The sequence below is a fragment of the Enterobacter chuandaensis genome, assembly GCF_003594915.1.
GTDB classification, from domain to species: Bacteria; Pseudomonadota; Gammaproteobacteria; order Enterobacterales; family Enterobacteriaceae; genus Enterobacter; species Enterobacter chuandaensis.
Map to the genome: position 1 here is coordinate 1 of NZ_QZCS01000005.1, position 24,567 is coordinate 24,567.

A 24,567-nucleotide genomic window follows, 5' to 3' on the forward strand; every position below is an offset into this window, starting at 1 on the left:
TCTTCCATGCGCGTGATCAGCGCATACCAAATTGTATAGTCCACTTTATGGAGAATTAACCCTCCATCAATCCTGATTACGTGTTAATAGCGAATACTCGCCTCCATAGCGCCGGAATAATCCCACGCTAATTACATTCTAAATACCCGCTAAACCCCAGGTAAAGCGATGCTTAATCTATTCTAAATAACCCGCCTGTAACGCTATCTGAGCGCCTTTCTCACTTTCAAAGTATCTTTCATCACTTATACGAAAGCCTTGCGCCGTGCGGCTCACAGCGATCATTGTCCACAATGAGCACTTTTATGATAGGTGCAATGTGCTTAAAGACTTTTTATGTTTTATCAAATTTATTTGAATATCGATTTTCCATGCCAAAACCCGCCAATTCATTAGCATTCTAATCATTTCATTATGAAATAAACCCAGATGAGAATCATTATCATCTATCGTGCAATTTCGCCCCGCTTCGATACACTTTCGTAAAGTGTATTTTGTAACTATTTGATTTTATTCAATCAGTACACTTTTCCATCACTTCGCCGTGCAAACAGGGGTAACTCCCCGTCATCGAAAATAAATTTCTTGACATAACCACCGTTTCATGAATCATTGGCTAAATTGAATTTATTGTTAATTTTCAATCTGTTACAGATATTCGGTGCTGACGGACAGCAGAATTGGGGCGGCCTTGATCACGCCGTTAAGCAACTCAAGCAACCGCGCACACATTTTGATCATTTTGTGCTCTTCTTAACCATACGTATCGTACAACCTGTTGAAAATGATCAATTTCTGATCAATGATGTTTTCACCGAAACGAACATAAGGAGGGGTAAAGATGAAAGGTATTAGTCAGGCGCTAAAGAGTGCAGACGAAGTTAAGGCAGTAGCAGCAGAGCTACAGCGCAACGCCAGAAGCAACCTGTTTTATTGCTTGTGGGTGTTTATGTATGAAAGCGGTCTACGTATCTCTGATGTGCTCAAACTCCGGTACGAAGATGTAGAAGGGCAATCTCACCTTAAGGTGAAGCAGGAGAAAACCGGAAACGTAGTGAGGCCAAAGGTGACAGCCGCGATGCTGTCAGCCGTAGCGCAACGTAAGGCAGAGCAAGCCGATATGCCAGTGAAGACGGATTTCATCTTTAGCAAGGGCGATCTACGTAGTAAAGGCAACGCAGTAATCCGTAACACGGTATTCACTGAATTTGGGAAGATGGGACGTAGAGCCGGATTCTCTAACGTGGGCTGCCATACGCCGCGAAAAAGTCGGGGGCGAATCCTATTCGAAAATGGAGTAGCTATTGAAACTATCGCCCATTTCCTGGGGCAGACAGATCCACGTTCAACCATGTATTACATCGGGTACGGTCAGGACGTGCAGGACGATTTAACAGAGGAGTTTTCTTTAGAATGGTGATCACCATGAAAAGTTTGAATGTGCTGACGTTGGCAGTTTTGCCATCCTTGGCGAACGCCAGACGACTATAAACAAATGTTACATAACGTCAGTTTATCTTTGGGAATATTTCTGAAAATGAATGGGTACAATTGCAGAATGATATGGGGAGTGATTAACTGCAAGCCTAATTTATTATCGATACTCACAGTAAGCTGAACATGAACAGCAAAAATAGAATTCAAAAAAAACTGCTGAAATATCATCACATTGACCTTAAGAACCCTCGTCACCAGTCGGATCTGGCAGGTTCGGACCTGCGGTTTATGGATCTTAGGAGGTTTAACTTGCGTAATATTAATTTATCGGGTTGCGATCTTTCGTTCAGCGATCTTCGGGGAGCCGATTTCTCATATGCCTCTCTGAAAGGGGCAAATCTCAGCCACTGTAAAACGGAAGGGGCGATTTTCAGTCACGCGAACTGTACCGGAGTGGACTTTTCAGGGAGTGACATACAAAAAGCTACTTTTACTGGGGCACTGACAGAGCGTGTGGATATTAGCAGCGACACGCTTTCATCCCGACCGCTCATCTCCGTCTATATGCCTACCTGGAACCGTGAAACACTGACGATCAGGGCTATACAATCAGTATTGAAACAGGATTATACACACTGGGAACTCATTATTATCGATGATTTCTCATCGTCATTTGATAAACTTCAGACTTATATCGCCGATCTGAATGACCCGCGCATTACCTACATCCGCAATGAATTTAATTCCGGAGCCTGTGCCGTCCGGAATCAGGCGATACGAATGGCCAAGGGATATCTGATAACGGGTCTGGATGATGATGATGAATGGCTGCCGACACGCCTGTCCTCCTTTCTTGCCTGCCAACATAAACTTCAACAGCACAGCTTCTTATACGCTGATGATTACCTTTGCGACAGCACCGGATACAAGCACCTTAATGAATTACAGGTTTACCCTAAACCTCCCTATAAAAAGAACCTGTTTGATAAGCGGAACATTATCGGCAACCAGATGCTTACTTTAACCAGCCGGATGCAGCAGGTTCTGTTTGATGAACACCTGACCGCCGCTCAGGATTATGATGCATTCTACCGGTTGGCTGAAACCTATGGCGATCCTTTCAAACTGGACGTGATAACTCAGGTGCTATATGTCAATCACGGTGAGGTCCGCATCACCTGCTCAGGACGTAAGTTTTCAGGTTATCTGGATTTTTACCGGAAGCACAAAGCAAAATTAGACGTATCGAGTAAAAAATATCAGCTTTTCACCCTGTACTACATTCGCAACAAAAGGATGCGACCACAAACGCTAATGAATCTGATGACATTACGCAATCTGAAACGCTATCTGATGATGTATTCCAGCTTCCGGAACAGGAAGTTCTAACACGTGCATATGATGAGAGGATAATTACAGTTAGGTATTGTTCCAGATGGGATAGTCTTCGCGTTTACTATCAAGCATCATTTCGACAAATGAGCGTTGTCTTTGAGCGAGAGAATCGATGAGGCTTTCCAATTTGTCGTATTAATACCAAGTAAGGAACAGTACCAACGAAGACAGGAATGGTAGGGAAACGTGTACATACATGATGAGAGTCGAGATGTAGCTAATGGCTGTCACACAAGCTGGTAATAACCATTAACCGAGACACATTAACTAATTGATTGCAAAAGATTTAATATTTATCTTGTGCGCCTTCACAGGCGTCGAATCAGGTCAAAAACAGGGCCAAGCCCTGCTTTGATGGCCGCGTAGTATATCTGCTTACACCCTTACAAGAAAGGCTTAACATCACCTACGCCTTCACGAATCACTTCAGGCGCGTCTTCGGTCAGATCTACTACAGTAGTCGGCTGCTGGCCGAGATAACCGCCGTGAATAATCAGCTCCACCACCTTCTCCAGACGATCTTTAATCTCTTCCGGATCGGATTCGGTAAACTCACTTCCCGGCAGCATCAGCGAAGTAGAAAGCATCGGTTCACCGAGGGTCTCCAGCAGCGCCTGGGCAATTGGGTTCGACGGCACGCGCATGCCGATGGTTTTACGCTTTTCCTGCAACAGACGGCGCGGCACCTCTTTCGTCCCTTTCAGGATGAAGGTGTAGTTGCCCGGTGTGTTGTTCTTAATCAGGCGAAACGCCACGTTATCAACATACGCATAGGTCGACAGCTCAGAGAGATCGCGGCACATCAGGGTAAAGTTATGGCCGTCCGGCAGCTGGCGGATGCGACATATGCGCTCCATCGCCCCTTTATCTTCAATTTTACAGCCCAGCGCGTAGCCAGAATCGGTCGGGTAGACAATCACGCCGCCTTTGCGGACGATCTCCACGGCCTGGTTAATCAGACGTGGCTGTGGGTTATCCGGATGGATATAGAAAAACTGACTCATACTTCCCTCTCTTCAATTTGCTGCGGCTGTTCCCAGAGCTGCCAGACCGGCTCAACGCCAGCGGGCAGCCAGAGCTTGCGCCCCAGTTCGATCCACGCGCAGGGCTGATGGAAATCAGAACCCTGGGACCCAAGCAAGCCAAACTGGCGGGCGTACGTTGCGAGCTGCGCGCGCTCGTTGGGCGCCTGCTGACACTGGGCGACTTCCATCGCCTCGCCACCGCATTCGGCAAAGTGCGCCAGCAGCCTTTTCAGCCATTTAGCAGAAAGATTATACCGCCCCGGATGGGCCAGAACGGCCTTACCGCCAGAATGATGAATCACATCAATAGCTTGTTTTATTGTACACCACTGTGGCGGAACGTATCCGGTTTTCCCGCGCGCCAGATACTTTTTAAAGACATCCGCCATGGTCGTCGCTTTGCCCGCTTCAACCAGAAAACGGGCGAAATGACCGCGGGTAACCGCCCCGCCGTTCGCCAGCTTTTGCGCCCCTTCCAGCGCGCCCGGAATATGCGCCTTCTCCAGGCGTTCGCCGATCATCTCCGCGCGCTGGTTGCGGCGCGTTTTTTGTTCTTGCAAAAAGGCAAGCAGTGCCGGATGTTCTATATCGATGTTCAGGCCAACGATATGAATCTCATGGTTTTCCCAGACGGTTGAGATCTCGACGCCGGACACCAGATTCAGCGCCAGCCCGCTACGGGCAATCTCGGCGCGCGCTGCCGGAATGGCATCGGTGGTATCGTGATCGGTTATCGCCAGCGTGCCGACACGCATTTCAACCGCGCGATGAACCAGGGCTTCGGGCGTCAGCAGGCCATCAGAGGCCTGAGTATGGCTGTGTAAATCATAAATAATCGCGTAGGTGGTATCGCTCAAAGCACTTCCCATAACAGGTTGGAAACATCCGAAACCGCCATGATACCGACTTAACGTGAAATTCTGAAATCAAGGGTTGACAACTCGCCATTGAACTAGTTAACTAGTACGCAAGTTCACACGAGAAAGGTATCTGAAAATGACGGCACATTTCACTCTGCACGGTTGGTGGCGCACTTCCTGATCTTCGGGCAGTGTCACGCGTCTGCGAAATGCAAACAGATACCCGCCCGCTACCCAGCGGGCTTTTTTTTGAACAGAATAAATGAGAACAATAACATGCAAACAGCCAAACCTCATCTCGAACTGCTGACCTGCGAGGCGGCCTATCGCCACAACCCGACCGCGCTGTTTCATCAGGTGTGCGGGGCTCGTCCGGCAACGCTGCTGCTGGAGTCTGCCGATATCGACAGCAAGGACGATCTCAAGAGTCTGCTGCTGGTCGACAGTGCGCTGCGCATTACCGCTTTAGGTGACACCGTCACTATCAAGGCATTGTCAGAGAATGGCGCATCGCTGCTGCCGCTGCTGGATACCGCCCTGCCGTCAGGCATTGAAAACGAGCGTCACCCGGACATGCGTATTCTGCATTTCCCGCCGGTGAGCCAGTTGCTCGACGAAGATGCGCGCCTCTGCTCCCTGTCCGTTTTCGATGCCTTCCGTCTGCTGCAGAACCTGGTCACCGTGCCGGAAGATGAGCGCGAAGCGATGTTCTTCGGCGGGCTGTTTGCTTACGACCTGGTCGCCGGTTTTGAAGAGTTGCCGGAAACCGAGCAGGGCAACCGCTGCCCGGACTACTGCTTCTATCTGGCCGAAACCCTGCTGGTGATCGACCATCAGAAACAATACACCCGCATTCAGGCTAGCTTGTTCTCTCCATCGACCGCTGAGAAAAATCGTCTTGAGCACCGCATCGCTCAGCTGCAGCAACAGATGACGGAAGAGCCGCCAGCGCTGCCGGTGCAGCGGGTGGAGAAAATGACCTGCGACGTTAACCAGACCGACGATCAGTACGGCGCCGTGGTTCGCCAGATGCAAAAGGCGATTCGCGCCGGGGAAATTTTCCAGGTGGTGCCTTCACGCCGCTTCTCACTGCCCTGCCCGTCGCCGCTCGCAGCCTACGACGTGCTGAAAAAGAGCAACCCAAGCCCGTACATGTTCTTCATGCAGGATAACGAGTTCACCCTATTCGGCGCCTCGCCGGAAAGCTCGCTGAAGTACGACGCCACCAGCCGCCAGATTGAGATCTACCCGATTGCAGGCACCCGTCCACGCGGCCGTCGTGCCGATGGCTCGCTGGACCGCGATCTGGACAGCCGCATCGAACTGGAGATGCGTACCGACCACAAGGAGCTTTCCGAGCACCTGATGCTGGTCGACCTGGCGCGTAACGACCTGGCGCGCATTTGCACCCCGGGCAGTCGCTACGTGGCGGATCTGACCAAAGTCGACCGCTATTCGTTCGTGATGCATCTGGTCTCCCGCGTGGTCGGTGAACTGCGCCACGATCTCGACGTGCTGCACGCCTACCGCGCCTGCATGAACATGGGCACCCTGAGCGGTGCGCCAAAAGTGCGCGCCATGCAGCTGATTGCCGCCGCCGAAGGACGTCGTCGCGGCAGCTACGGCGGCGCGGTGGGTTACTTCACGGCCCACGGTGATCTGGATACCTGCATCGTAATCCGCTCCGCCTATGTCGAAGACGGTATTGCTACCGTACAGGCGGGTGCCGGGATTGTTCTCGACTCTGTTCCGCAGTCTGAAGCTGATGAAACCCGCAGTAAAGCGCGCGCGGTATTGCGCGCCATCGCTACCGCACACCACGCACAGGAGATTTTCTGATGGCTGACATTCTGCTGCTCGATAATATCGACTCCTTTACCTATAACCTGGCAGATCAGCTGCGTGCGAATGGCCACAACGTCGTTATCTATCGCAACCACGTTCCGGCTCAGACCCTGATTGACCGTCTGGCGACCATGCAAAACCCGGTGCTGATGCTCTCCCCGGGGCCGGGCGCGCCGAGCGAAGCGGGCTGTATGCCCGAGCTGCTGACCCGCATGCGCGGCAAGCTGCCGATTATCGGTATCTGCCTTGGTCACCAGGCAATCGTGGAAGCCTACGGCGGTTACGTCGGCCAGGCGGGCGAGATCCTGCACGGTAAAGCCTCCAGCATTGAACATGACGGCCAGGCGATGTTTGCCGGGCTGCCGAACCCGCTCCCGGTCGCGCGCTATCATTCGCTTGTCGGCAGCAACATTCCGGCCGGGCTGACCATCAACGCCTCGTTTGAAGGCATGGTGATGGCGGTACGCCACGATGCGGATCGCGTCTGCGGGATGCAGTTCCACCCGGAATCTATTTTGACCTCCAATGGCGCCCGCCTGCTGGAGCAGACCCTTGACTGGGCGTTACAGAAGCTGGAGCAGACCAACACCCTGCAGCCGATTCTGGAAAAACTGTATCAGGCGCAGACCCTGAGCCAGCAGGAAAGCCACCAGCTCTTCTCCGCCGTGGTACGCGGCGAGCTGAAGCCTGAACAGCTGGCGGCGGCGCTGGTCAGCATGAAGGTACGCGGCGAAAGCCCGCAGGAGATCGCCGGTGCCGCCACCGCCCTGCTGGAGAATGCCGCCCCGTTCCCGCGTCCGGACTATCAGTTTGCCGATATTGTCGGCACAGGCGGAGACGGCAGCAACAGCATCAATATCTCCACCGCCAGCGCCTTCGTGGCCGCAGCGTGTGGTTTGAAGGTCGCGAAACACGGTAATCGCAGCGTTTCCAGCCGTTCCGGCTCGTCCGATCTGCTGGCTGCGTTTGGCATCAACCTGGAGATGAATGCCGAGCGTTCACGCGAAGCGCTGGACGATCTGGGCGTTTGCTTCCTGTTTGCGCCGAAGTATCACACCGGTTTCCGACACGCGATGCCGGTTCGCCAGCAGCTTAAAACCCGCACGCTGTTTAACGTGCTCGGCCCGCTGATCAACCCGGCGCACCCCCCGCTGGCGCTGATTGGCGTTTACAGCCCTGAGCTGGTGCTGCCGATTGCCGAGACGCTGCGCGTGCTGGGTTACAAGCGTGCCGCGGTGGTGCACAGCGGTGGTATGGATGAAGTTTCGCTGCATGCGCCGACGCTGGTGGCTGAACTGAACAACGGTGAAGTGCTCAGCTATCAGCTTGAAGCGTCTGATTTCGGCTTAACGCCGTACCATCAGGAAGCGCTGGCGGGCGGTACGCCGGAAGAAAACCGTGACATTCTGACGCGCTTACTACAAGGTAAAGGTGAGGCCGCACATGAGGCCGCCGTGGCTGCTAACGTCGCCATGCTGATGCGTTTGCACGGTGAGGAAGACCTGAAGGCCAATGCTCAAAAAGTTCTGGATGTACTGCGCTCCGGTGCAGCTTACGATCGCGTTACCGCACTTGCGGCAAGAGGGTAAAGAATGCAGACCGTTTTAGCGAAAATCGTTGCCGATAAGGCCATCTGGGTGGAAGCACGCAAAGCAGAGCAGCCGCTTGCCAGTTTCCAGAATGACGTCGTCCCAAGCAGCCGTCGTTTCTATGACGCCCTGCAGGGTGCGCGCACCGCGTTTATTCTGGAGTGCAAAAAGGCCTCTCCCTCAAAAGGTGTTATTCGTGACGATTTCGACCCGGCGCGTATCGCCGGTATTTATAAGCATCATGCGTCGGCCATCTCCGTGCTGACGGATGAGAAATATTTCCAGGGCAGCTTCGATTTTCTGCCGATCGTCAGCGGCATCGCGCCGCAGCCGATCCTGTGCAAAGACTTTATTATCGACCCGTATCAGATCTGGCTGGCGCGTTTCTACCAGGCCGATGCCTGTCTGCTGATGCTCTCGGTGCTGGACGACGAGCAGTATCGCCAGCTTGCTGCCGTGGCGCACAGTCTGAACATGGGCGTGCTGACCGAAGTGAGTAACGAAGAAGAGCTCGAGCGCGCCATCGCGCTGGAAGCCAAAGTGGTCGGCATCAACAACCGCGATCTCCGCGACCTGTCGATTGACCTGAACCGCACGCGCCAGCTGGCGCCGCGTCTGGGTGCGGGCGTCACGGTGATCAGCGAGTCCGGCATTAACAGCTACGCCCAGGTGCGCGAGCTGAGCCACTTCGCCAACGGGTTTCTGATTGGCTCCGCCATGATGGAACATGACGATCTCAACGCCGCCGTGCGCCGCGTGCTGCTGGGGGAAAATAAAGTCTGCGGCTTAACCCGCGAACAGGATGCCCTTGCCGCTTATGAGGCGGGCGCCATTTACGGCGGGCTGATTTTCGTGGATTCATCCCCTCGCGCGGTCAGCGAAGAGCAGGCGCGTAAGGTGATAGCGGCAGCCCCGCTCAGCTATGTCGGCGTATTCCGCAATGCAGATATTGCAGACGTTGCAGCAAAAGCCGACGCGCTATCCCTGACCGCGGTGCAGCTCCACGGTAGTGAAGATCAGGCTTATATCGATGCCCTTCGTACCGTTCTCGCGCCTCAGATTCAGATCTGGAAAGCGCAGAGCGTTGGTGACACCTTGCCCGCGCGCAATCTGAATCATGTTGATAAATACGTGCTCGACAACGGCCAGGGCGGCACCGGCCAGCGCTTTGACTGGTCGCTGCTGAACGGTGAAAAACTGGACAACGTCCTGCTGGCGGGTGGATTAAGCCCGGATAACTGCGTCGAAGCCGCGAAAACCGGCTGCGCAGGCCTCGATTTCAATTCAGGCGTAGAGTCAGAGCCGGGTATTAAAGATGCCAGCAAACTGGCCTCGGTGTTTAAAACTCTGCGTGCATATTAAGGAAGAGAAGATGACGACATTACTTAACCCGTATTTTGGTGAGTTCGGCGGGATGTACGTCCCGCAAATCCTGATGCCCGCGCTGCGCCAGCTGGAAGAAGCCTTCGTGAGCGCGCAGAAAGATCCGGCATTTCAGGCGGAATTTACCGACCTGCTGAAAAATTACGCGGGCCGTCCAACGGCGCTGACCAAATGCCGCAACCTGACCGAAGGCACAAAAACCACGCTGTATCTGAAGCGTGAAGACCTGCTGCACGGCGGCGCGCATAAAACTAACCAGGTGCTGGGCCAGGCGCTGCTCGCAAAACGCATGGGCAAAACCGAGATCATCGCCGAAACTGGCGCAGGTCAGCATGGTGTGGCCTCTGCGCTCGCCAGCGCCCTGCTCGGCCTGAAGTGCCGCATCTATATGGGTGCGAAAGACGTTGAGCGGCAGTCCCCGAACGTGTTCCGTATGCGCCTGATGGGGGCAGAAGTGATCCCGGTGCACAGCGGTTCCGCCACGCTGAAAGACGCCTGTAACGAAGCTCTGCGCGACTGGTCCGGTAGCTATGACACCGCGCACTATATGCTCGGCACCGCGGCGGGCCCACACCCGTTCCCGACTATCGTACGCGAATTCCAGCGCATGATCGGTGAAGAGACCAAAGCGCAAATCCTTGAGAAAGAGGGTCGCCTGCCGGATGCGGTTATCGCCTGCGTCGGCGGTGGATCTAACGCCATCGGCATGTTTGCCGATTTCATCGAGGACACCTCCGTGGGTCTGATTGGCGTCGAGCCTGCCGGTCACGGGATTGAATCTGGTGAGCACGGCGCGCCGCTGAAGCATGGCCGCGTGGGGATCTACTTCGGTATGAAATCCCCGATGATGCAGACCGATGAGGGCCAGATTGAAGAGTCTTACTCTATCTCTGCCGGCCTCGACTTCCCGTCCGTCGGGCCACAGCATGCGTTTCTGAACAGTATCGGCCGAGCGGACTATGTCTCCATTACCGATGACGAAGCGCTGGAAGCCTTTAAAACGCTGTGTCGCAGTGAAGGGATCATCCCGGCGCTGGAGTCTTCCCACGCCCTGGCGCACGCGCTGAAAATGATGAAAGAGAACCCGGAAAAAGAGCAGCTGCTGGTGGTGAACCTTTCCGGTCGCGGTGATAAAGATATCTTCACCGTTCACGATATTCTGAAAGCACGAGGGGAAATCTGATGGAACGCTACGATAATGCATTTGCTGAACTGAAATCCCGCCAGGAAGGCGCGTTCGTTCCCTTCGTCACCCTGGGCGACCCCGGCCCTGAGCAGTCTCTGAAGATTATCGACACCCTGATTGAAGCCGGTGCCGACGCGCTGGAGCTCGGTATTCCGTTCTCTGACCCGCTGGCGGACGGCCCAACCATTCAGAATGCCACCCTGCGCGCGTTTGCGGCAGGCGTTACGCCGACCCAGTGTTTTGAAATGCTGGCGGCGATCCGCCAGAAGCACCCGACCATTCCGATCGGCCTGCTGATGTACGCGAACCTGGTTTTCAGCCGCGGTATTGATGAATTTTATGCCGAATGCGCCAGAGTCGGTGTCGACTCGGTGCTGGTGGCTGACGTGCCGGTTGAAGAGTCTGCACCGTTCCGCCAGGCGGCAATGCGTCACAACGTAGCGCCAATTTTCATCTGCCCGCCAAATGCCGATGATGAACTGCTGCGTCAGATAGCCTCCTACGGGCGCGGGTATACCTACCTGCTCTCCCGCGCAGGCGTGACCGGTGCCGAGAATAAAGCAGCACTGCCGCTGCATCATCTGGTGGAGAAGCTGGCCGAGTACCATGCAGCACCTCCGCTGCAGGGTTTTGGTATTTCATCCCCGGATCAGGTCACTGCGGCGATTGATGCGAAGGCAGCGGGTGCCATCTCCGGTTCTGCGATTGTGAAGATCATCGAAAAGAACGTGTACAAGCCCGAGCAGATGCTGAGCGAGCTGAAAGCGTTCGTGACGGCGATGAAAGCCGCAACGCGTAAAGCCTAACCCCTCCACCGTCTGGCATCCTGGCCAGACGGTTCCCCTTCCTGCCCTTCGAGCAACAAAGGGTTATGGCAAAATTGATCCCGTCGATATTTTCGGTGTGAATGGCTTTTCAAACTTTCGCGTAAGCGTATGATCTGGACTCTTTTTAGCATTAATCCTTCTGAGTTCAGAGGTTTTTCATGTCATGGCATACCTTCAAACAGACTTACCTGGTTAAGTTCTGGTCACCTGTTCCGGCCGTCATCGCGGCAGGCATTCTTTCAACTTATTATTTCGGGATTACCGGCACCTTCTGGGCCGTGACCGGCGAGTTCACCCGCTGGGGTGGGCAACTGCTGCAGCTCGCAGGCGTACATGCCGAGGAATGGGGATACTTTAAAATCATTCACCTGGACGGAACCCCGCTGACCCGCATCGACGGGATGATGATCATCGGGATGTTCGGCGGCTGTTTCGCAGCAGCGCTGTGGGCAAACAACGTAAAATTACGTATGCCAAAAAGCCGTATACGCATCATGCAGGCGGTGGTCGGCGGTATAATTGCCGGGTTTGGTGCGCGCCTGGCGATGGGCTGTAACCTGGCCGCGTTCTTTACGGGCATTCCTCAGTTCTCTCTTCATGCCTGGTTCTTTGCCGTAGCCACCGCGATTGGCTCTTACTTCGGGGCGAAATTCACGCTGCTGCCGCTGTTCCGCATTCCGGTGAAAATGACTAAAGTCAGCGCCGCGTCTCCGTTAACCCAGAAACCCGATCAGGCGCGTCGCCGCTTCCGCCTCGGTATGCTGGTCTTTTTTGCTATGGTCGCATGGGCCATTTGCACGGCGTTGAATCAGCCAAAACTCGGCCTGGCGATGCTTTTCGGCGTTGGCTTTGGCCTGCTGATAGAACGCGCGCAGATCTGCTTTACCTCCGCGTTTCGCGATATGTGGATCACCGGGCGGACGATGATGGCGAAGGCGATTATTGCCGGTATGGCGGTGAGCGCTATTGGCATCTTCAGCTATGTCCAGCTCGGTGTTGAGCCGAAGATCATGTGGGCTGGCCCGAACGCTGTGATTGGCGGTTTGCTGTTTGGCTTCGGTATCGTACTGGCGGGCGGTTGTGAAACCGGCTGGATGTATCGCGCTGTTGAGGGACAGGTGCATTACTGGTGGGTCGGGCTTGGAAATGTCATTGGCTCCACACTCCTCGCATACTACTGGGACGACGTGTCCCCTGTGCTCGCCACGAACTGGGACAAGGTCAACCTGCTGAGCACTTTCGGTCCTCTCGGCGGCCTGCTGGTGACTTATGCCCTGCTGCTGGTCGCTTTTTTACTGGTTGTCGCACAGGAGAAACGCTTCTTCCGCCGCGCCGCCGTCAAAACTGAAACGCAGGAGAACGCTGCATGAAAGAGATCGTTCCCGATTATCGTCTGGATATGGTCGGTGAACCCTGCCCGTATCCGGCGGTTGCCACGCTTGAGGCGCTGCCGCAGCTGAAAAAAGGTGAAATTCTGGAGGTGGTGAGCGATTGTCCGCAATCCATCAACAACATTCCGCTGGACGCAAAAAACCATGGCTACACGGTGCTGGATATTCAGCAGGACGGGCCAACCATTCGCTATTTGATTCAGAAGTAATAAACGATATGCGCCCCCTCGGGGGCGCACTGAACGACAGGAATTAAAAACGATAACCTGCAGAGAACATGAACACCCACGGATCCAGGCGAGTGTTGATGCTTTGCTGCTCACCGCCCGCTTTGAAGCGTACGTCAGTATCAATGTCCATATACCAGACTGAGGCGTTGATCAGCCAGTCACGGTTAATCAGATAATCCAGACCAACCTGCCCCGCCATACCCCACGAGTCTTTCAGGCTGAGGTCGGAAAGGCCGGCCTCTTTACCGGTATCGTTAAATTTCTCATCAAAGAAGGTGGTGTAGTTCACACCCGCGCCAATATACGGACGCACCTTGCTGCTGGCATCGCCAAAGTACCATTGCGCCATCAACGTTGGCGGTAAATGGTGAACCGTGGCGATATCACCGGTTGCCCCGAGGCCAACGCGATGACGGAACGGCGTTGCGGCCAGAAGCTCAACACCAATGTTATCCGTCGCCATCCAGGTGAACGTTAAGCCTAACTGGGTGTTATTGCTGACGTTAAAACCGCCCATTCCCAGCACGTTATCAGAACCTTCCGTTGGACGAACCGTTGCCGAACCGGCACGAATAAAGAATTCGCCTGCTTCATGCGCGTACGCGCCGCCAGAGAGACTGCTTAATACAAGGGCTGCCACCGCTAATTTTTTCATATCCGCTCCATCGTTGTGGTTTTAATCGCGGAGGAGAATATACTCACAAATGAGTAATAAGTGATCTGCCACAGATCACATTAAAACCAGTAAGTTAACATTCATTGATCTGGGTTAATTTTTTGTGGCGAATCGAAAAGCAATAAGTTGTTTCCATGTCAATTTTTGGCATTTCACAGTGACAAAATTTTCTCTTTTCCCCCTCTTGCTCTTCCACACGCTGCTGGATAATTTATCGCTCTTACAAGTTGATTTGATGCGTTCTTCTTTTTGCAGGTGTGCCATGAGTGAAGTTAACCCGTGCATGACGTGCGGAGCCTGTTGTGCGTATTTTCGAGTCTCTTTCTACTGGGCCGAAGCCAGCGATGGCGGTGGTACCGTTCCGGTTCATCTCACTGAGCCTGTCACCCCTTTTCTGCGATGCATGCGCGGTACCAACCAAAAGCAGAGCCGCTGCGCGGCGTTGCAGGGTGAGCCCGGCATCTCTACCCGGTGTTCCATCTATGAGGATCGTCCCAGCCCGTGCAGGGAATTTGCCATGTCCGGGGAAGATGGGCAGGTCAATGAAGCCTGTAATCGCGCCAGGGCACGCTTTGGATTACCGCCGCTTTACAAAGATATGCTTTTCCATACAAGCCTTGATGCTGCCACTGCAGGTGCATCCGGTGTACAATTGCCGGCTAATTAACACCTGCAATACTCAAGGAGAGTGCATGTCTATCACGGCGAAGTCTGTCTACCGTGACACGGGAAACTTTTTCCGCAATCAGTTCATTACCTTTTTACTGATCGCGTTGCTTTGCGCCTTTATAACTGTGGTGCTGGGTCATGCGTTCTCACCGAGTGAAGAACAGATTGCCAGCCTGAGCCAGGGTGACCATCTGGCAGGAAGCGTGGGTCTGTTTGAACTGGTACAAAACATGACGCCGGAACAGCAACAGATCCTGCTGCGGGCTTCCGCCGCATCCACTTTCTCTGGGCTCATTGGTAATGCAATTCTGGCGGGTGGCGTTCTGCTGATGATCCAGCTGGTGTCGGCGGGCCACCGGGTCAGCGCCTTACGGGCGATTGGTGCCAGCGCGCCGGTCTTACCTAAGCTGTTTATCCTGATCTTTTTAACCACCATGCTGGTGCAGATGGGGATTATGCTGGTCGTGGTGCCGGGTGTGTTACTGGCGATTGTGCTCGCGTTTGCCCCCGTGATGGTCGTGCAGGATAAAATGGGCATTTTTACCGCGATGCGCAGCAGTATCAGGCTGGCATGGGCGAATATGCGTCTGGTGGCTCCTGCGGTGATCGGCTGGCTGCTGGCTAAAACGCTCCTGCTCCTGTTTGCTCCGAATTTTGCGGTATTAACCCCAAACGTTGGCGCGGTGGTCGCGAATACGCTGAGCAACCTGATTTCAGCGGTGCTGCTGGTCTATCTGTTCCGCCTGTATATGTTAATTCGTCAGTAACCCTGATGCCGGGTGCATGACCGGGCCCGGCTCAACAGAGAAGATGGAATCACAGAATGAAGCAGTTTCTTGATTTTTTACCGCTGGTGGTCTTTTTCGCGTTTTACAAACTGTATGACATTTATGCTGCCACCACCGCACTGATTATTGCGACAGCGGTTGTGCTGATCTACAGTTGGGTGCGCTACCGTAAAGTTGAAAAAATGGCGCTGGTGACGTTCGTGCTGGTCGCCGTATTCGGCGGTCTCACCCTGTTCTTCCACAATGATGAATTTATTAAGTGGAAAGTGACGGTGATCTACGCGCTGTTTGCGGGTGCGCTGCTCATCAGCCAGTGGGTGATGAAAAAGCCGCTGATCCAGCGCATGCTCGGTAAAGAGCTGACGCTGCCTCAGGAAGTCTGGTCGCGCCTGAATATCGCGTGGGCGGTATTCTTTATTCTTTGCGGTCTCGCCAATATCTATATCGCCTTCTGGCTGCCGCAGAATATCTGGGTCAACTTTAAAGTCTTCGGCCTGACGGCCCTGACGCTGATTTTCACCCTGCTAAGCGGCGTTTATATCTATCGCCACATGCCGCAGGACGACAAGCACTGATTGCTGACTGACCAGAACGTGTTCGACAGACGTTCTGGTCTATTCTCTCCGCTGTGAAATCATAGTAGCATCCCGCCTGAAGTCTTCCGTTACGAGTTAAAACAATGACAACAACTAACGCCCCTCAGGGCGAACTGGTTTTACGCACACTGGCAATGCCCGCTGACACCAATGCCAATGGCGATATTTTTGGCGGCTGGCTGATGTCGCAAATGGATATGGGCGGCGCAATTCTGGCGAAAGAGATTGCCCACGGACGCGTGGTGACCGTGCGGGTGGATGGGATGACCTTCCTGCGCCCGGTTGCGGTAGGAGATGTGGTCTGCTGTTACGCCCGCTGCGTAAAGCGCGGTAATACCTCCATCTCTATCAATATTGAAGTCTGGGTGAAGAAAGTCTCTTCTGAACCCATTGGACAGCGCTATAAAGCAACTGAAGCGCTGTTTATCTACGTTGCGGTAGATAGCGAGGGTAAACCTCGTCAGCTTCCGCCAGCCTGAATGACGGGCAAAAAAAGCCTCCATCCGGAGGCTTTTTTTATTCCATCTGCGCCCCGCCATTCAGGCGGAAAACAATGTTCACGATCAGTCCGCTACCGGGCTTACCGGCTTCGTAGCGCCATCTGCGCATGGCGGATTTGACTTCGCGCTCAAACATGTTCGACGGTTGTGCAGACAGTATCTCCACGTTATCAACGCGGCCATCCGCGGTTACGTCAAATTTCACCCGTACACGCCCTTCAATGCGCAAAGCCTGCGCACGAGCCGGATACTGTGGCTGGTTACGGCTCAGTGCTCGCGGGCCCGCCGGTGCGGCAACCGTCGGTTTAGCTGCCGGCGCGCTGTTGTTCATAACCGGACGCGAAGGCGCTGCATTCTCGACCGGCTGGGTAGCGCGCGGTTCAACCGGACGTTCTTCACGTTTCGGACGCTCCTCGACCTTTTTCACCGGTTTTGGCTTCGGCTTGGGTTTCGGCTTCGGCTCAGGTTTGTGGATCACCACCGGTGCCTCCTTCGGTGGCTCCGGAACAGGCTCGGGTTCCGGTTCCGGCTCAGCAACCGGCTGTGGCGGTGGTGGCGCAACCTGCGGCGGTTCGAGATCCGCGGGCGATACCATGGTCACCGAAATCGGCTGCGCGGGCGCGGGCATTTCAATAACCTGATGAACCGAGGTATAGAGCAAACCCGCCACGACGGCACCGTGAATCACGACGGACAGCAGCGTCGGCCAGGGAAAGCGGCGAGGTAAATCAAGGGTCATCGAAGTCATAATCATCAACGTTAAAAAATTGAACCCTGATTTTAAATGCAAATAGCAATCATATTCAATAAGACACTTTATTCTGGCGCAATTTAAGCGGCAAGGTGGTCAAAAAAGGGGCATTTAGATCAGGGTATTTACATTGTTTTTATCTTTACATTGCAGTCAATTGTCCTTTCACATAACGTAACTGACACTTTTAACGGTTAAGGAGCTTCACCGTGTTTTACGTGATTTACTCTGAAGATGTCGCTGATTCCCTCGAAAAACGCCTCTCTGTTCGCCCTGCCCATCTGGCTCGTTTGCAACTGCTGCAGGATGAAGGAAGATTGCTGACCGCGGGCCCAATGCCAGCAGTCGACAGCAATGACCCGGGCGCTGCCGGTTTTTCTGGCTCCACGGTTATTGCGGAGTTTGAATCTCTTGAAGCGGCGCAGGCCTGGGCTGACGCTGACCCTTACGTTGCGGCGGGTGTGTATGCGAAAGTGACGGTGCGGCCGTATAAGAAAGTGTTCTGATGTGAAAAGGCTCCGGGAGGAGCCTTTTTTTGATCGCCAGTCAGGTCAGACATCTTTACGCCAGGTAAATTGCTGTTCTGTAATAAGGCTTCCCCATTGGTCACCTTCCCACTCTTTGGCTAACCTGAAACCAAGCGATTCATACAGACTTCGTGCGGCCGTCAGTTTATTGAATGTCCACAGATGTACGGCAGAAAAGCCTGCGCTATCGCAAAAACGCATCGCTTCGGTCAGAAGTTTTTTACCAACACCATATCCACGACAGCCGTCATCAAGAATAAACCAGCGAAGGTGAGCTTCCCCTGGCTCTAAATCTTCACCATCAATTGCCACCGAGCCGACAATTTTGTCGTTCAGTATTGCCAGCCAGATCTGGTTACAGGGCTTCTCCAGTCGCTCACTAAACTCGGCCAGCCCTGAGGCCACTTTCGCTTCGAAGAAGCGACCGAAATTATGCTCCCGGGAATAATAACTGCCATGCATCTCCACGATTCGACCAATCATTCCAGGCAGATAGCCCGACACAATTTTCAACGCGTCGGGTTGAACATTAACTGGCGTTTCACGGCCAGCAAGCAGCGCTCTGGCATACAGTGAAAGGCCCTGAGAGATCGTTTTCTGTTGCAACGGATCCAGTGTCTTTATGGCATTCAGCACGCGATCGCTGCTGTAGGTATTAATTTGTCTGACAGTTTCCTGACCTTTTGCCGTCAGTCGCAGACGCTTCGTTCTGGCATCTTCACTGGAAATGACTTCTTCAAGTTCACCTGCTGCAATCAGGCGCGCCAGCATCCGGCTGACGCTGGATTTTTCCAGACCTAACAAGTGCACCAGTTGGCCAGCGGTCATTTCTTTCTGCAAATCAAGTTCGACAAGGGTATGAACAGCCGAGGGGGAATAATTCGTTGAGGCCAGCGTCGAGGCCATAAAGCCTAATTCGCGCACCATCAAACGTGAGGCGCTACGGATATCGCTGACAAGAGGGGTTTCGATGGGCATGTTATTATCTCCGCTATTTTGTTGTACTATACAACTAAATGGCGGAGAGTTGTCAAACATTAAAAAGGCTCCCTCAGGAGCCTTTTATCACATCAGTGCAGCGACGCCAACCTCGCAGCAAATCCGACAAACAGCAGCCCTATTAGCCCGTTTCCCAGCTTTGCCAGTTTCTTTTTGGTTTTCAGATAACGCGTGACAAACGCGCCTGAGAAGATCAGGAAGCTCATATACATAAAGCTAATCAGCTCAAGCGTGGTTGCGAGGATCAGGAAAGAAGTGCCGGTGCTCTTCGCATTCACGTCAATAAACTGCACGAAGAACGATACGTAGAACAGGATCGCTTTGGGATTCGTCAGGCTTAACACCAGCGAGCGCTTCATGATGGTGCTGGCAGGTTCAGGACCGCTCTCCTGGGCATTTTTTTGACGGTTTACCACTGACCAGAGCATTTTTCCGCCCAGCCACAGCAGATAGAAAGCCCCCAGATAACGCACGATATTAAACAGTACCGGCGTGGTCTGGATTAATGCCGCGACGCCCGCCCAGGCCAGAAACATCAGTACTGCATCACCGATAAACACACCGGTCGCGGCAAGATAACCTTTTTTAACGCCGTGACCGATCCCGGTTTTCAGCACAAACAGGGTATTTGGTCCTGGCACCAGCACGATAAAAAATGCACCAACAACATACGTCCAGAAATTCAGTACGCCAAACTCCGCAAACACTTCTCCCTCCTTTTGCTAAACACAACAGGAACAACGCTGCAAATACGCTATTCCTAAAAATCAGACACTAAAAAATCAGCGGGCACCATTACGGTGCCCTCATGGCTTCAGATATCCTGGACGGCAAACAGCAGCGCGTTGCGGTGCCGGGTCAGTCCACATTTTCTGATGGCGTGTATACGCATATTGCGGCGGGATTGTGCTTCCAGCCAACGAGCCTTGCGACGACTCACCTGTCGCAACATGCGCCAGCGCCCTACTTCTGTTCTACTGCGCTTCATGTCTACAACTCTTTCTGTTACAGAGGCGCCATTATAAACCCAACCCGACAGCAAACCAGCGCTTTTACCTGGCGTTTTTATTTGCCAGATGAATCCTGATGCGTACACTCATAACAATACGCTTTCAAAAGGATTTTTTACCTATGACAACCTTCTACACCGTGGTGAGTTGGCTGGTCATTCTGGGATACTGGCTGTTAATCGCGGGTGTGACGTTACGCATCCTGATGAAGCGCAGAGCCGTACCCTCTGCCATGGCCTGGCTTCTGATCATTTACATCCTCCCACTGGTGGGAATTATTGCCTATCTCTCTTTCGGTGAACTTCATCTGGGTAAACGACGCGCCGAACGAGCGCGCGCCATGTGGCCTTCCACCGCGAAGTGGCTTAACGATCTCAAAGCCTGCAAGCACATCTTTGCCGAGGAGAACAGCAGCGTCGCCTCCTCGCTGTTCAAACTCTGCGAGCGCCGTCAGGGGATTGGCGGTGTTAAGGGCAATCAGCTCCAGCTAATGACATCATCCGATGATGTCATGCAGGCGTTAATCCGCGATATTCAGCTGGCCCGTCATAATATAGAGATGGTGTTTTATATCTGGCAGCCTGGCGGCATGGCAGACCAGGTCGCTGAATCTCTGATGGCGGCCGCGCGCCGGGGCATTCACTGTCGCCTGATGCTTGACTCTGCGGGCAGCGTGGCATTTTTCCGTAGCCCCTGGGCGGGCATGATGCGCAATGCTGGTATTGAGGTGGTTGAGGCGCTGAAAGTTAATCTTCTGCGCGTGTTTCTGCGCCGGATGGACCTTCGCCAGCACCGCAAAATGGTCATGATCGATAACTATATTGCCTACACTGGCAGTATGAACATGGTTGACCCGCGCTTCTTTAAACAGGACTCCGGCGTTGGACAATGGGTTGATCTGATGGCACGCATGGAGGGGCCGATTGCCACCTCGATGGGGATTGTCTACTCCTGCGACTGGGAAATAGAGACCGGCAAACGTATTCTTCCGCCACCGCCGGACGGCAATATCATGCCGTTTGAAGAGGCCAGCGGTCATACGATCCACACCATTGCGTCCGGACCAGGCTTCCCGGAGGACTTGATCCATCAGGCGCTGCTCACCGCAACCTACTCCGCGCGTGAATACCTGATCATGACGACGCCCTACTTTGTCCCCAGCGATGACCTGCTGCACGCTATTTGTACCGCAGCGCAGCGCGGCGTCGATGTCAGTATCATCCTGCCACGCAAAAACGACTCACTTCTGGTGGGCTGGGCCAGCCGCGCCTTCTTTAGCGAACTACTGGCCGCCGGGGTGAAAATTTACCAGTTTGAAGGCGGGCTGCTGCACACCAAGAGCGTCCTTGTCGACGGTGAGTTGAGCCTGGTGGGCACGGTTAACCTTGACATGCGCAGCCTATGGCTCAACTTTGAAATCACCCTGGTGATTGACGACGCCGGCTTTGGCGGCGACCTGGCGGCGGTTCAGGATGACTATATCTCCCGCTCGCGCCTGCTGGATACCAGGCTGTGGGTAAAACGTCCGTTATGGCAGCGAATAGCTGAACGACTGTTTTACTTCTTTAGTCCGTTGCTGTAAAACGTGCCCAACGATGTTTAACAGGTAGTCATCATGGAAATGGATCTGAACAATCGCCTGACCGAAGACGAAACACTCGAGCAGGCCTACGACATTTTTCTCGAACTGGCGGTTGATAACCTCGATCCCGCAGACGTAATCCTCTTTAATCTGCAGTTCGAAGAGCGTGGCGGCGCCGAATTGTTCGACCCGTCAGAAGACTGGGCTGAGCATGTGGACTTCGACCTTAATCCGGACTTCTTCGCCGAAGTGGTGATTGGCCTGGCTGATGAAGATGGCGGCGAAATTAACGATATTTTCGCGCGCGTTCTGCTCTGTCGCGAGAAAGACCACAAGCTGTGCCATATTCTCTGGCGCGAATAATAAAAAAGGCTGCGATGGCAGCCTTTTTTATTTAATCCGGTAACGCGCTTCCGCAGCGGTTGCAAAACCGTGCGCTGTGTTCATGCTCGCCCTGATGGCAGTTCGGACATTTGCGCTGCAGCTTCCGGCTCTGAAACGCGCTACTCATGTGCGTGGTAATCAGCCCCGTCGGGATGGCAATAACCGAATACCCAATCAGAATCAGCACGGATGCCACTATCCGCCCCAGCGGCGTATGGGGCGTAATATCGCCATACCCCACGGTCGTCACGGTCACTATCGCCCAGTAGACGGACGCGTTGAGCGTCGTGAAACCATATTTCGGCCCTTCTATCAAATACATCAGCGCGCCGAAAACAATCATGACAATGGCAATAAACGAATAGAAGAGAATAAGCTGGTGGCGTGCGCTGACGATCGCGCTCCAGAATACGCACAGCGACGGCATAAAGCGCAGTAATTTCAGGATACGTAATACCCGAATAACGCGCATCGCTCGCCAGGCGAAAACATAGTTAAGGCTTATTTCCGGCCACAGCCACATCACATAGAGTGGCAGGATCGTCGCTAAATCAATAAAACCCCAAAAGCTGAATACATATTTCGCCGGATTAGGCCAGCAGATCACCCGCAGAATATACTCAGCGGTAAAGACCAGAGTGATGATCAGCTCCAGCCAAACAAACGCATGCCATTCCTCAAATGTCAGGTGATACTGCGTACCAACCCCCGACTCAATAAAGATGACCACTACGCTGAGTAGCGCGAACAGCGCGCAGAGACCTTCAAAACGGCGTCCCGATGCCGTTTCAGGATCAAATAAAAGATGATAGAGCCGCCGACGGGCTGAGGTAAATAAACGCGACACGGTAACCTCGCAAAAAATAAGGGCTGACATCATGTCAGCCCTTGCGATTATAGCGGGTCTACTTTCAGGCAGGAAACCGCATGTCGGAAACTGCCCTCCAGCACCGGTCGCGTTTTCGCGCATTCCGGCCCGGCCATCGGGCATCGCGTACGGAAAACGCAGCCTGACGGCGGATTGATCGGCGACGGCAATTCCCCTTCCAGAAGCTGAATCGTTTTATTCTTCTCCAGGTCCGGATCGGGGATCGGCACCGCCGACATCAGCGCTTTGGTATAGGGGTGCAGCGGGTTGTGGTACACCTCGTCATAGGTTCCCAGTTCCACAGCATGGCCCAGATACATCACAAGCACGCGGTCTGAGATGTGTTTTACCACCGCCAGGTCGTGCGCGATGAAGATCAGCGACAGTCCCATTTCGCGCTGCAGTTTCTGCAGCAGGTTAACCACCTGCGCCTGAATCGACACGTCCAGCGCGGAAACCGGTTCATCACAGATAATCAGTTTCGGCTCAAGAATAAGCGCACGCGCGATGCCAATACGCTGACACTGGCCGCCTGAAAATTCATGCGGGTAACGGTTAATAAGGTTAGGCAGCAGCCCGACTTTCAGCATCATCGCCTTCACGCGGTCGCGCACTTCCTGACGCGGCATCTTAGGATGATAGGTGCGCAGCGGCTCGGCGATAATCTCACCGATGGTCATACGCGGGTTTAATGATGCCAGCGGATCCTGGAAAATCATCTGGATATCGCTGCGCACGTCGCGCCACTCGTCGGGTTTCATGCCCAGCAGATCTTTACCCAGCCAGGCCACTTTGCCGCCGGTGGCTTTCACCAGACCGATAATCGCACGCGCAAAGGTGGATTTACCGCAGCCGGATTCGCCCACCACGCCCAGGGTTTCCCCCTCATACAGACGCAGGGTGACGCCATCTACCGCTTTCAGGGTCTTTGGCGGCTGCCAGAACCACTGTTTGCCGTCTTTGATGTCGAAATGCACCTTAAGGTCAGCGATTTCGAGCAGTACGTTGCGTTTTTCATCTACAGCGTTCATACCAGCTCCTCCTGCGGCTTAAAGCAGGCGCGCAGACGGCCCGGGGCAAATTCTTCCAGCGGCGGCGCGCTGTTACAGATTTCCATCGCGTGCGGGCAGCGCGGCTGGAACGGACAGCCTTTCGGCAGACGCAGCAGGTTTGGCGGGTTGCCCGGAATGGTGAGCAGGGATTCCCCTTCCGCATCAAGACGCGGTACGGCGTTCAGCAGACCAATCGAGTACGGGTGGGCAGGCTGATAGAACACGTCGCGCGCTTTGCCGTATTCCATGGTACGACCGGCATACATCACCAGCACTTTGTCACAGATACCGGCGACGACGCCCAGATCGTGGGTGATCATAATAATCGCCGTGTTGAATTCGCGCTTAAGCTCGTTCAGCAGGGTCATGATTTGCGCCTGCACGGTGACGTCCAGTGCGGTGGTCGGTTCATCGGCAATCAGCAGCTTTGGCCGACACAGCAGCGCCATCGCAATCATCACGCGCTGACGCATTCCGCCAGAGAACTCGTGCGGGAACATTCGCATGCGCTTGCGCGCTTCCGGCATTTTAACCGCATCGAGCATTTTGACCGACTCTTCAAAGGCTTCGGCTTTGCCCAGACCTTTGTGCAGCATCAGGACTTCCATCAGCTGCTCACCGACGCGCATGTACGGGTTCAGCGAGGTCATCGGATCCTGGAAAATCATCGAGATCTGCTCGGCGCGCAGCTTGTTCAGCTCGTGCTCCGGCAGGTTGAGGATTTCACGACCATTGAATTTCGCGGAACCGCCAATCACACCGTTAGCGGCCAACAAGCCCATTAGCGCAAAGGCGGTCTGGGATTTCCCGGATCCGGATTCACCCACGATGCCGAGCGTTTCGCCCGCGCGCAGGTTAAAGTTGAGATCGTTGACCGCAGTAACATCGCCATCCGGGGTTTTAAAGGTCACGCGGAGGTCTTTCACATCCAGCAGAAGATTGCTCTGCTGCTGCGCCTGTGGCGCGGTGGCCGTTTCAATAATTGTCATGACGGCGC

General features: G+C 54.0%; 27 protein-coding genes, 1 pseudogene and 1 other annotated feature. Of the genes and pseudogenes, 18 read left to right on the top strand and 10 right to left on the bottom strand.

Features of this window, described 5'->3' with window-relative positions:
- Window positions 1-841 precede the first annotated feature (841 nt).
- The 3 genes and pseudogenes from D5066_RS09590 (at window position 842) to wcaA (ending at window position 2,826) form a co-directional block, all read left to right on the top strand.
- Complete coding sequence (locus D5066_RS09590) at window positions 842-1,420, top strand: tyrosine-type recombinase/integrase (protein WP_119915810.1); 579 nt, start codon at window positions 842-844, stop codon at window positions 1,418-1,420.
- A 200-nt stretch (window positions 1,421-1,620) separates the two neighbouring features.
- A pseudogene (locus D5066_RS23225) lies at window positions 1,621-1,923 on the top strand (pentapeptide repeat-containing protein); the annotation flags it as partial.
- A gap of 33 nt (window positions 1,924-1,956) precedes the next feature.
- Window positions 1,957-2,826, top strand: coding sequence for a colanic acid biosynthesis glycosyltransferase WcaA (wcaA, locus tag D5066_RS09595; protein ID WP_072201505.1), 870 nt, complete (start codon window positions 1,957-1,959; stop codon window positions 2,824-2,826).
- 389 nt (window positions 2,827-3,215) lie between these two features.
- Here the strand turns inward: wcaA and D5066_RS09600 are convergent, their stop codons facing one another.
- Both D5066_RS09600 and rnm read right to left on the bottom strand, forming a co-directional pair.
- Window positions 3,216-3,836 (bottom strand): L-threonylcarbamoyladenylate synthase, encoded by a 621-nt coding sequence (locus D5066_RS09600; protein WP_003856793.1) that lies wholly within the window; start codon window positions 3,834-3,836, stop codon window positions 3,216-3,218.
- Window positions 3,833-4,714 (bottom strand): RNase RNM, encoded by an 882-nt coding sequence (rnm, locus tag D5066_RS09605; RefSeq protein ID WP_080329318.1) that lies wholly within the window; start codon window positions 4,712-4,714, stop codon window positions 3,833-3,835. Before rnm ends, D5066_RS09600 begins: the two co-directional genes overlap by 4 nt.
- Before the next feature lie 139 nt (window positions 4,715-4,853).
- Between rnm and trpL the strand changes: the two genes are divergently transcribed.
- The 8 genes from trpL (at window position 4,854) to yedF (ending at window position 13,147) form a co-directional block, all read left to right on the top strand.
- Entirely contained in the window at window positions 4,854-4,898 is a 45-nt protein-coding gene (trpL, locus tag D5066_RS23325; protein WP_106993556.1) for a trp operon leader peptide, read from the top strand.
- Window positions 4,875-4,968 (top strand) — a sequence feature (Trp leader region). It overlaps the preceding gene by 24 nt.
- Before the next feature lie 25 nt (window positions 4,969-4,993).
- Window positions 4,994-6,556: an anthranilate synthase component 1 gene (locus tag D5066_RS09615; protein ID WP_119915811.1), complete on the top strand. Its 1,563-nt coding sequence runs from the start codon at window positions 4,994-4,996 to the stop codon at window positions 6,554-6,556.
- The gene (gene trpD / locus D5066_RS09620) at window positions 6,556-8,151 is read left to right on the top strand and encodes a bifunctional anthranilate synthase glutamate amidotransferase component TrpG/anthranilate phosphoribosyltransferase TrpD (RefSeq protein WP_119915812.1); all 1,596 of its coding nucleotides are present in this window, start codon (window positions 6,556-6,558) and stop codon (window positions 8,149-8,151) included. The genes D5066_RS09615 and trpD overlap by 1 nt, the downstream gene beginning before the upstream one ends.
- 3 nt (window positions 8,152-8,154) lie before the next feature.
- On the top strand, window positions 8,155-9,513 hold the full coding sequence (gene trpCF / locus D5066_RS09625) for a bifunctional indole-3-glycerol-phosphate synthase TrpC/phosphoribosylanthranilate isomerase TrpF (RefSeq protein ID WP_119915813.1): 1,359 nt from the start codon (window positions 8,155-8,157) through the stop codon (window positions 9,511-9,513).
- A 10-nt stretch (window positions 9,514-9,523) separates the two neighbouring features.
- Entirely contained in the window at window positions 9,524-10,717 is a 1,194-nt protein-coding gene (gene trpB, locus D5066_RS09630; protein WP_119915814.1) for a tryptophan synthase subunit beta, read from the top strand.
- On the top strand, window positions 10,717-11,526 hold the full coding sequence (gene trpA, locus D5066_RS09635; RefSeq protein WP_119915815.1) for a tryptophan synthase subunit alpha: 810 nt from the start codon (window positions 10,717-10,719) through the stop codon (window positions 11,524-11,526). The genes trpB and trpA overlap by 1 nt, the downstream gene beginning before the upstream one ends.
- Window positions 11,527-11,705: 179 nt before the next feature.
- A complete protein-coding gene (yedE, locus tag D5066_RS09640; protein WP_119915816.1) occupies window positions 11,706-12,917 on the top strand; it encodes a selenium metabolism membrane protein YedE/FdhT in 1,212 nt (403 codons plus the stop codon).
- Window positions 12,914-13,147, top strand: coding sequence for a sulfurtransferase-like selenium metabolism protein YedF (gene yedF, locus D5066_RS09645; RefSeq protein WP_003856774.1), 234 nt, complete (start codon window positions 12,914-12,916; stop codon window positions 13,145-13,147). The genes yedE and yedF overlap by 4 nt, the downstream gene beginning before the upstream one ends.
- A gap of 43 nt (window positions 13,148-13,190) precedes the next feature.
- Here yedF and ompW read toward each other — a convergent pair whose 3' ends face one another.
- Window positions 13,191-13,823: an outer membrane protein OmpW gene (gene ompW, locus D5066_RS09650; RefSeq protein ID WP_080329325.1), complete on the bottom strand. Its 633-nt coding sequence runs from the start codon at window positions 13,821-13,823 to the stop codon at window positions 13,191-13,193.
- Window positions 13,824-14,106: 283 nt separating this feature from the next.
- Between ompW and D5066_RS09655 the strand changes: the two genes are divergently transcribed.
- The 4 genes from D5066_RS09655 (at window position 14,107) to yciA (ending at window position 16,376) form a co-directional block, all read left to right on the top strand.
- Window positions 14,107-14,511: a YkgJ family cysteine cluster protein gene (locus D5066_RS09655; protein WP_080329326.1), complete on the top strand. Its 405-nt coding sequence runs from the start codon at window positions 14,107-14,109 to the stop codon at window positions 14,509-14,511.
- A gap of 25 nt (window positions 14,512-14,536) precedes the next feature.
- Window positions 14,537-15,280, top strand: a complete 744-nt coding sequence (locus D5066_RS09660) for a YciC family protein (protein WP_023292236.1) — start codon at window positions 14,537-14,539, stop codon at window positions 15,278-15,280.
- A 56-nt stretch (window positions 15,281-15,336) separates the two neighbouring features.
- A complete protein-coding gene (locus D5066_RS09665) occupies window positions 15,337-15,876 on the top strand; it encodes a septation protein A (protein ID WP_061097985.1) in 540 nt (179 codons plus the stop codon).
- A gap of 104 nt (window positions 15,877-15,980) precedes the next feature.
- Window positions 15,981-16,376: an acyl-CoA thioester hydrolase YciA gene (gene yciA / locus D5066_RS09670; RefSeq protein WP_080329327.1), complete on the top strand. Its 396-nt coding sequence runs from the start codon at window positions 15,981-15,983 to the stop codon at window positions 16,374-16,376.
- 37 nt (window positions 16,377-16,413) lie between these two features.
- Here the strand turns inward: yciA and tonB are convergent, their stop codons facing one another.
- Window positions 16,414-17,136 (bottom strand): TonB system transport protein TonB, encoded by a 723-nt coding sequence (gene tonB, locus D5066_RS09675; protein ID WP_080329328.1) that lies wholly within the window; start codon window positions 17,134-17,136, stop codon window positions 16,414-16,416.
- A gap of 221 nt (window positions 17,137-17,357) precedes the next feature.
- Here tonB and D5066_RS09680 point away from each other — a divergent pair, with 221 nt between their 5' ends.
- Window positions 17,358-17,654, top strand: a complete 297-nt coding sequence (locus D5066_RS09680; RefSeq protein WP_080329329.1) for a YciI family protein — start codon at window positions 17,358-17,360, stop codon at window positions 17,652-17,654.
- Window positions 17,655-17,699: 45 nt separating this feature from the next.
- Here D5066_RS09680 and D5066_RS09685 read toward each other — a convergent pair whose 3' ends face one another.
- The 3 genes from D5066_RS09685 to D5066_RS22825 all read right to left on the bottom strand — a co-directional run bounded on the left by D5066_RS09685 (window position 17,700) and on the right by D5066_RS22825 (window position 19,662).
- Window positions 17,700-18,653, bottom strand: a complete 954-nt coding sequence (locus D5066_RS09685) for a bifunctional helix-turn-helix transcriptional regulator/GNAT family N-acetyltransferase (RefSeq protein ID WP_119915817.1) — start codon at window positions 18,651-18,653, stop codon at window positions 17,700-17,702.
- A 92-nt stretch (window positions 18,654-18,745) separates the two neighbouring features.
- The gene (gene leuE, locus D5066_RS09690; protein ID WP_119915818.1) at window positions 18,746-19,381 is read right to left on the bottom strand and encodes a leucine efflux protein LeuE; all 636 of its coding nucleotides are present in this window, start codon (window positions 19,379-19,381) and stop codon (window positions 18,746-18,748) included.
- A 107-nt stretch (window positions 19,382-19,488) separates the two neighbouring features.
- The gene (locus tag D5066_RS22825; protein ID WP_086379783.1) at window positions 19,489-19,662 is read right to left on the bottom strand and encodes a YciY family protein; all 174 of its coding nucleotides are present in this window, start codon (window positions 19,660-19,662) and stop codon (window positions 19,489-19,491) included.
- A gap of 143 nt (window positions 19,663-19,805) precedes the next feature.
- Here D5066_RS22825 and cls point away from each other — a divergent pair, with 143 nt between their 5' ends.
- Together cls and D5066_RS09700 are read left to right on the top strand one after the other, a co-directional pair.
- The gene (gene cls / locus D5066_RS09695; protein WP_119915819.1) at window positions 19,806-21,266 is read left to right on the top strand and encodes a cardiolipin synthase; all 1,461 of its coding nucleotides are present in this window, start codon (window positions 19,806-19,808) and stop codon (window positions 21,264-21,266) included.
- Between the two features lie 33 nt (window positions 21,267-21,299).
- Window positions 21,300-21,629 carry an HI1450 family dsDNA-mimic protein gene (locus D5066_RS09700; protein WP_006810881.1) on the top strand — a complete coding sequence of 110 codons (330 nt, stop codon included), beginning with the start codon at window positions 21,300-21,302 and terminating at the stop codon, window positions 21,627-21,629.
- A gap of 31 nt (window positions 21,630-21,660) precedes the next feature.
- On the opposite strand, the gene D5066_RS09705 is transcribed toward D5066_RS09700, so the two are convergent.
- Genes D5066_RS09705 through D5066_RS09715 form a run of 3 tightly spaced genes read right to left on the bottom strand, consistent with a single transcriptional unit; the run spans window position 21,661 to window position 24,559 of the window.
- Window positions 21,661-22,530, bottom strand: a complete 870-nt coding sequence (locus D5066_RS09705) for an ion transporter (RefSeq protein WP_208861680.1) — start codon at window positions 22,528-22,530, stop codon at window positions 21,661-21,663.
- Between the two features lie 14 nt (window positions 22,531-22,544).
- A complete protein-coding gene (gene oppF / locus D5066_RS09710; protein WP_041909608.1) occupies window positions 22,545-23,549 on the bottom strand; it encodes a murein tripeptide/oligopeptide ABC transporter ATP-binding protein OppF in 1,005 nt (334 codons plus the stop codon).
- The gene (locus D5066_RS09715) at window positions 23,546-24,559 is read right to left on the bottom strand and encodes an ABC transporter ATP-binding protein (protein WP_080329345.1); all 1,014 of its coding nucleotides are present in this window, start codon (window positions 24,557-24,559) and stop codon (window positions 23,546-23,548) included. Before D5066_RS09715 ends, oppF begins: the two co-directional genes overlap by 4 nt.
- Between the last annotated feature and the right edge of the window lie 8 nt (window positions 24,560-24,567).

Bases quoted from the DNA above. Each gene is read 5' to 3' on its own strand.
- D5066_RS09590 (WP_119915810.1), top strand. From the start codon at position 842: ATGAAAGGTATTAGTCAGGCGCTAAAGAGTGCAGACGAAGTTAAGGCA.
- D5066_RS09600 (WP_003856793.1), bottom strand. From the start codon at position 3,836: ATGAGTCAGTTTTTCTATATCCATCCGGATAACCCACAGCCACGTCTG.
- D5066_RS09615 (WP_119915811.1), top strand. From the start codon at position 4,994: ATGCAAACAGCCAAACCTCATCTCGAACTGCTGACCTGCGAGGCGGCC.
- trpD (WP_119915812.1), top strand. From the start codon at position 6,556: ATGGCTGACATTCTGCTGCTCGATAATATCGACTCCTTTACCTATAAC.
- trpCF (WP_119915813.1), top strand. From the start codon at position 8,155: ATGCAGACCGTTTTAGCGAAAATCGTTGCCGATAAGGCCATCTGGGTG.
- trpB (WP_119915814.1), top strand. From the start codon at position 9,524: ATGACGACATTACTTAACCCGTATTTTGGTGAGTTCGGCGGGATGTAC.
- trpA (WP_119915815.1), top strand. From the start codon at position 10,717: ATGGAACGCTACGATAATGCATTTGCTGAACTGAAATCCCGCCAGGAA.
- yedE (WP_119915816.1), top strand. From the start codon at position 11,706: ATGTCATGGCATACCTTCAAACAGACTTACCTGGTTAAGTTCTGGTCA.
- yedF (WP_003856774.1), top strand. From the start codon at position 12,914: ATGAAAGAGATCGTTCCCGATTATCGTCTGGATATGGTCGGTGAACCC.
- ompW (WP_080329325.1), bottom strand. From the start codon at position 13,823: ATGAAAAAATTAGCGGTGGCAGCCCTTGTATTAAGCAGTCTCTCTGGC.
- D5066_RS09655 (WP_080329326.1), top strand. From the start codon at position 14,107: ATGAGTGAAGTTAACCCGTGCATGACGTGCGGAGCCTGTTGTGCGTAT.
- D5066_RS09660 (WP_023292236.1), top strand. From the start codon at position 14,537: ATGTCTATCACGGCGAAGTCTGTCTACCGTGACACGGGAAACTTTTTC.
- D5066_RS09665 (WP_061097985.1), top strand. From the start codon at position 15,337: ATGAAGCAGTTTCTTGATTTTTTACCGCTGGTGGTCTTTTTCGCGTTT.
- yciA (WP_080329327.1), top strand. From the start codon at position 15,981: ATGACAACAACTAACGCCCCTCAGGGCGAACTGGTTTTACGCACACTG.
- tonB (WP_080329328.1), bottom strand. From the start codon at position 17,136: ATGACCCTTGATTTACCTCGCCGCTTTCCCTGGCCGACGCTGCTGTCC.
- D5066_RS09685 (WP_119915817.1), bottom strand. From the start codon at position 18,653: ATGCCCATCGAAACCCCTCTTGTCAGCGATATCCGTAGCGCCTCACGT.
- D5066_RS22825 (WP_086379783.1), bottom strand. From the start codon at position 19,662: ATGAAGCGCAGTAGAACAGAAGTAGGGCGCTGGCGCATGTTGCGACAG.
- cls (WP_119915819.1), top strand. From the start codon at position 19,806: ATGACAACCTTCTACACCGTGGTGAGTTGGCTGGTCATTCTGGGATAC.
- D5066_RS09700 (WP_006810881.1), top strand. From the start codon at position 21,300: ATGGAAATGGATCTGAACAATCGCCTGACCGAAGACGAAACACTCGAG.
- D5066_RS09705 (WP_208861680.1), bottom strand. From the start codon at position 22,530: ATGATGTCAGCCCTTATTTTTTGCGAGGTTACCGTGTCGCGTTTATTT.
- oppF (WP_041909608.1), bottom strand. From the start codon at position 23,549: ATGAACGCTGTAGATGAAAAACGCAACGTACTGCTCGAAATCGCTGAC.
- D5066_RS09715 (WP_080329345.1), bottom strand. From the start codon at position 24,559: ATGACAATTATTGAAACGGCCACCGCGCCACAGGCGCAGCAGCAGAGC.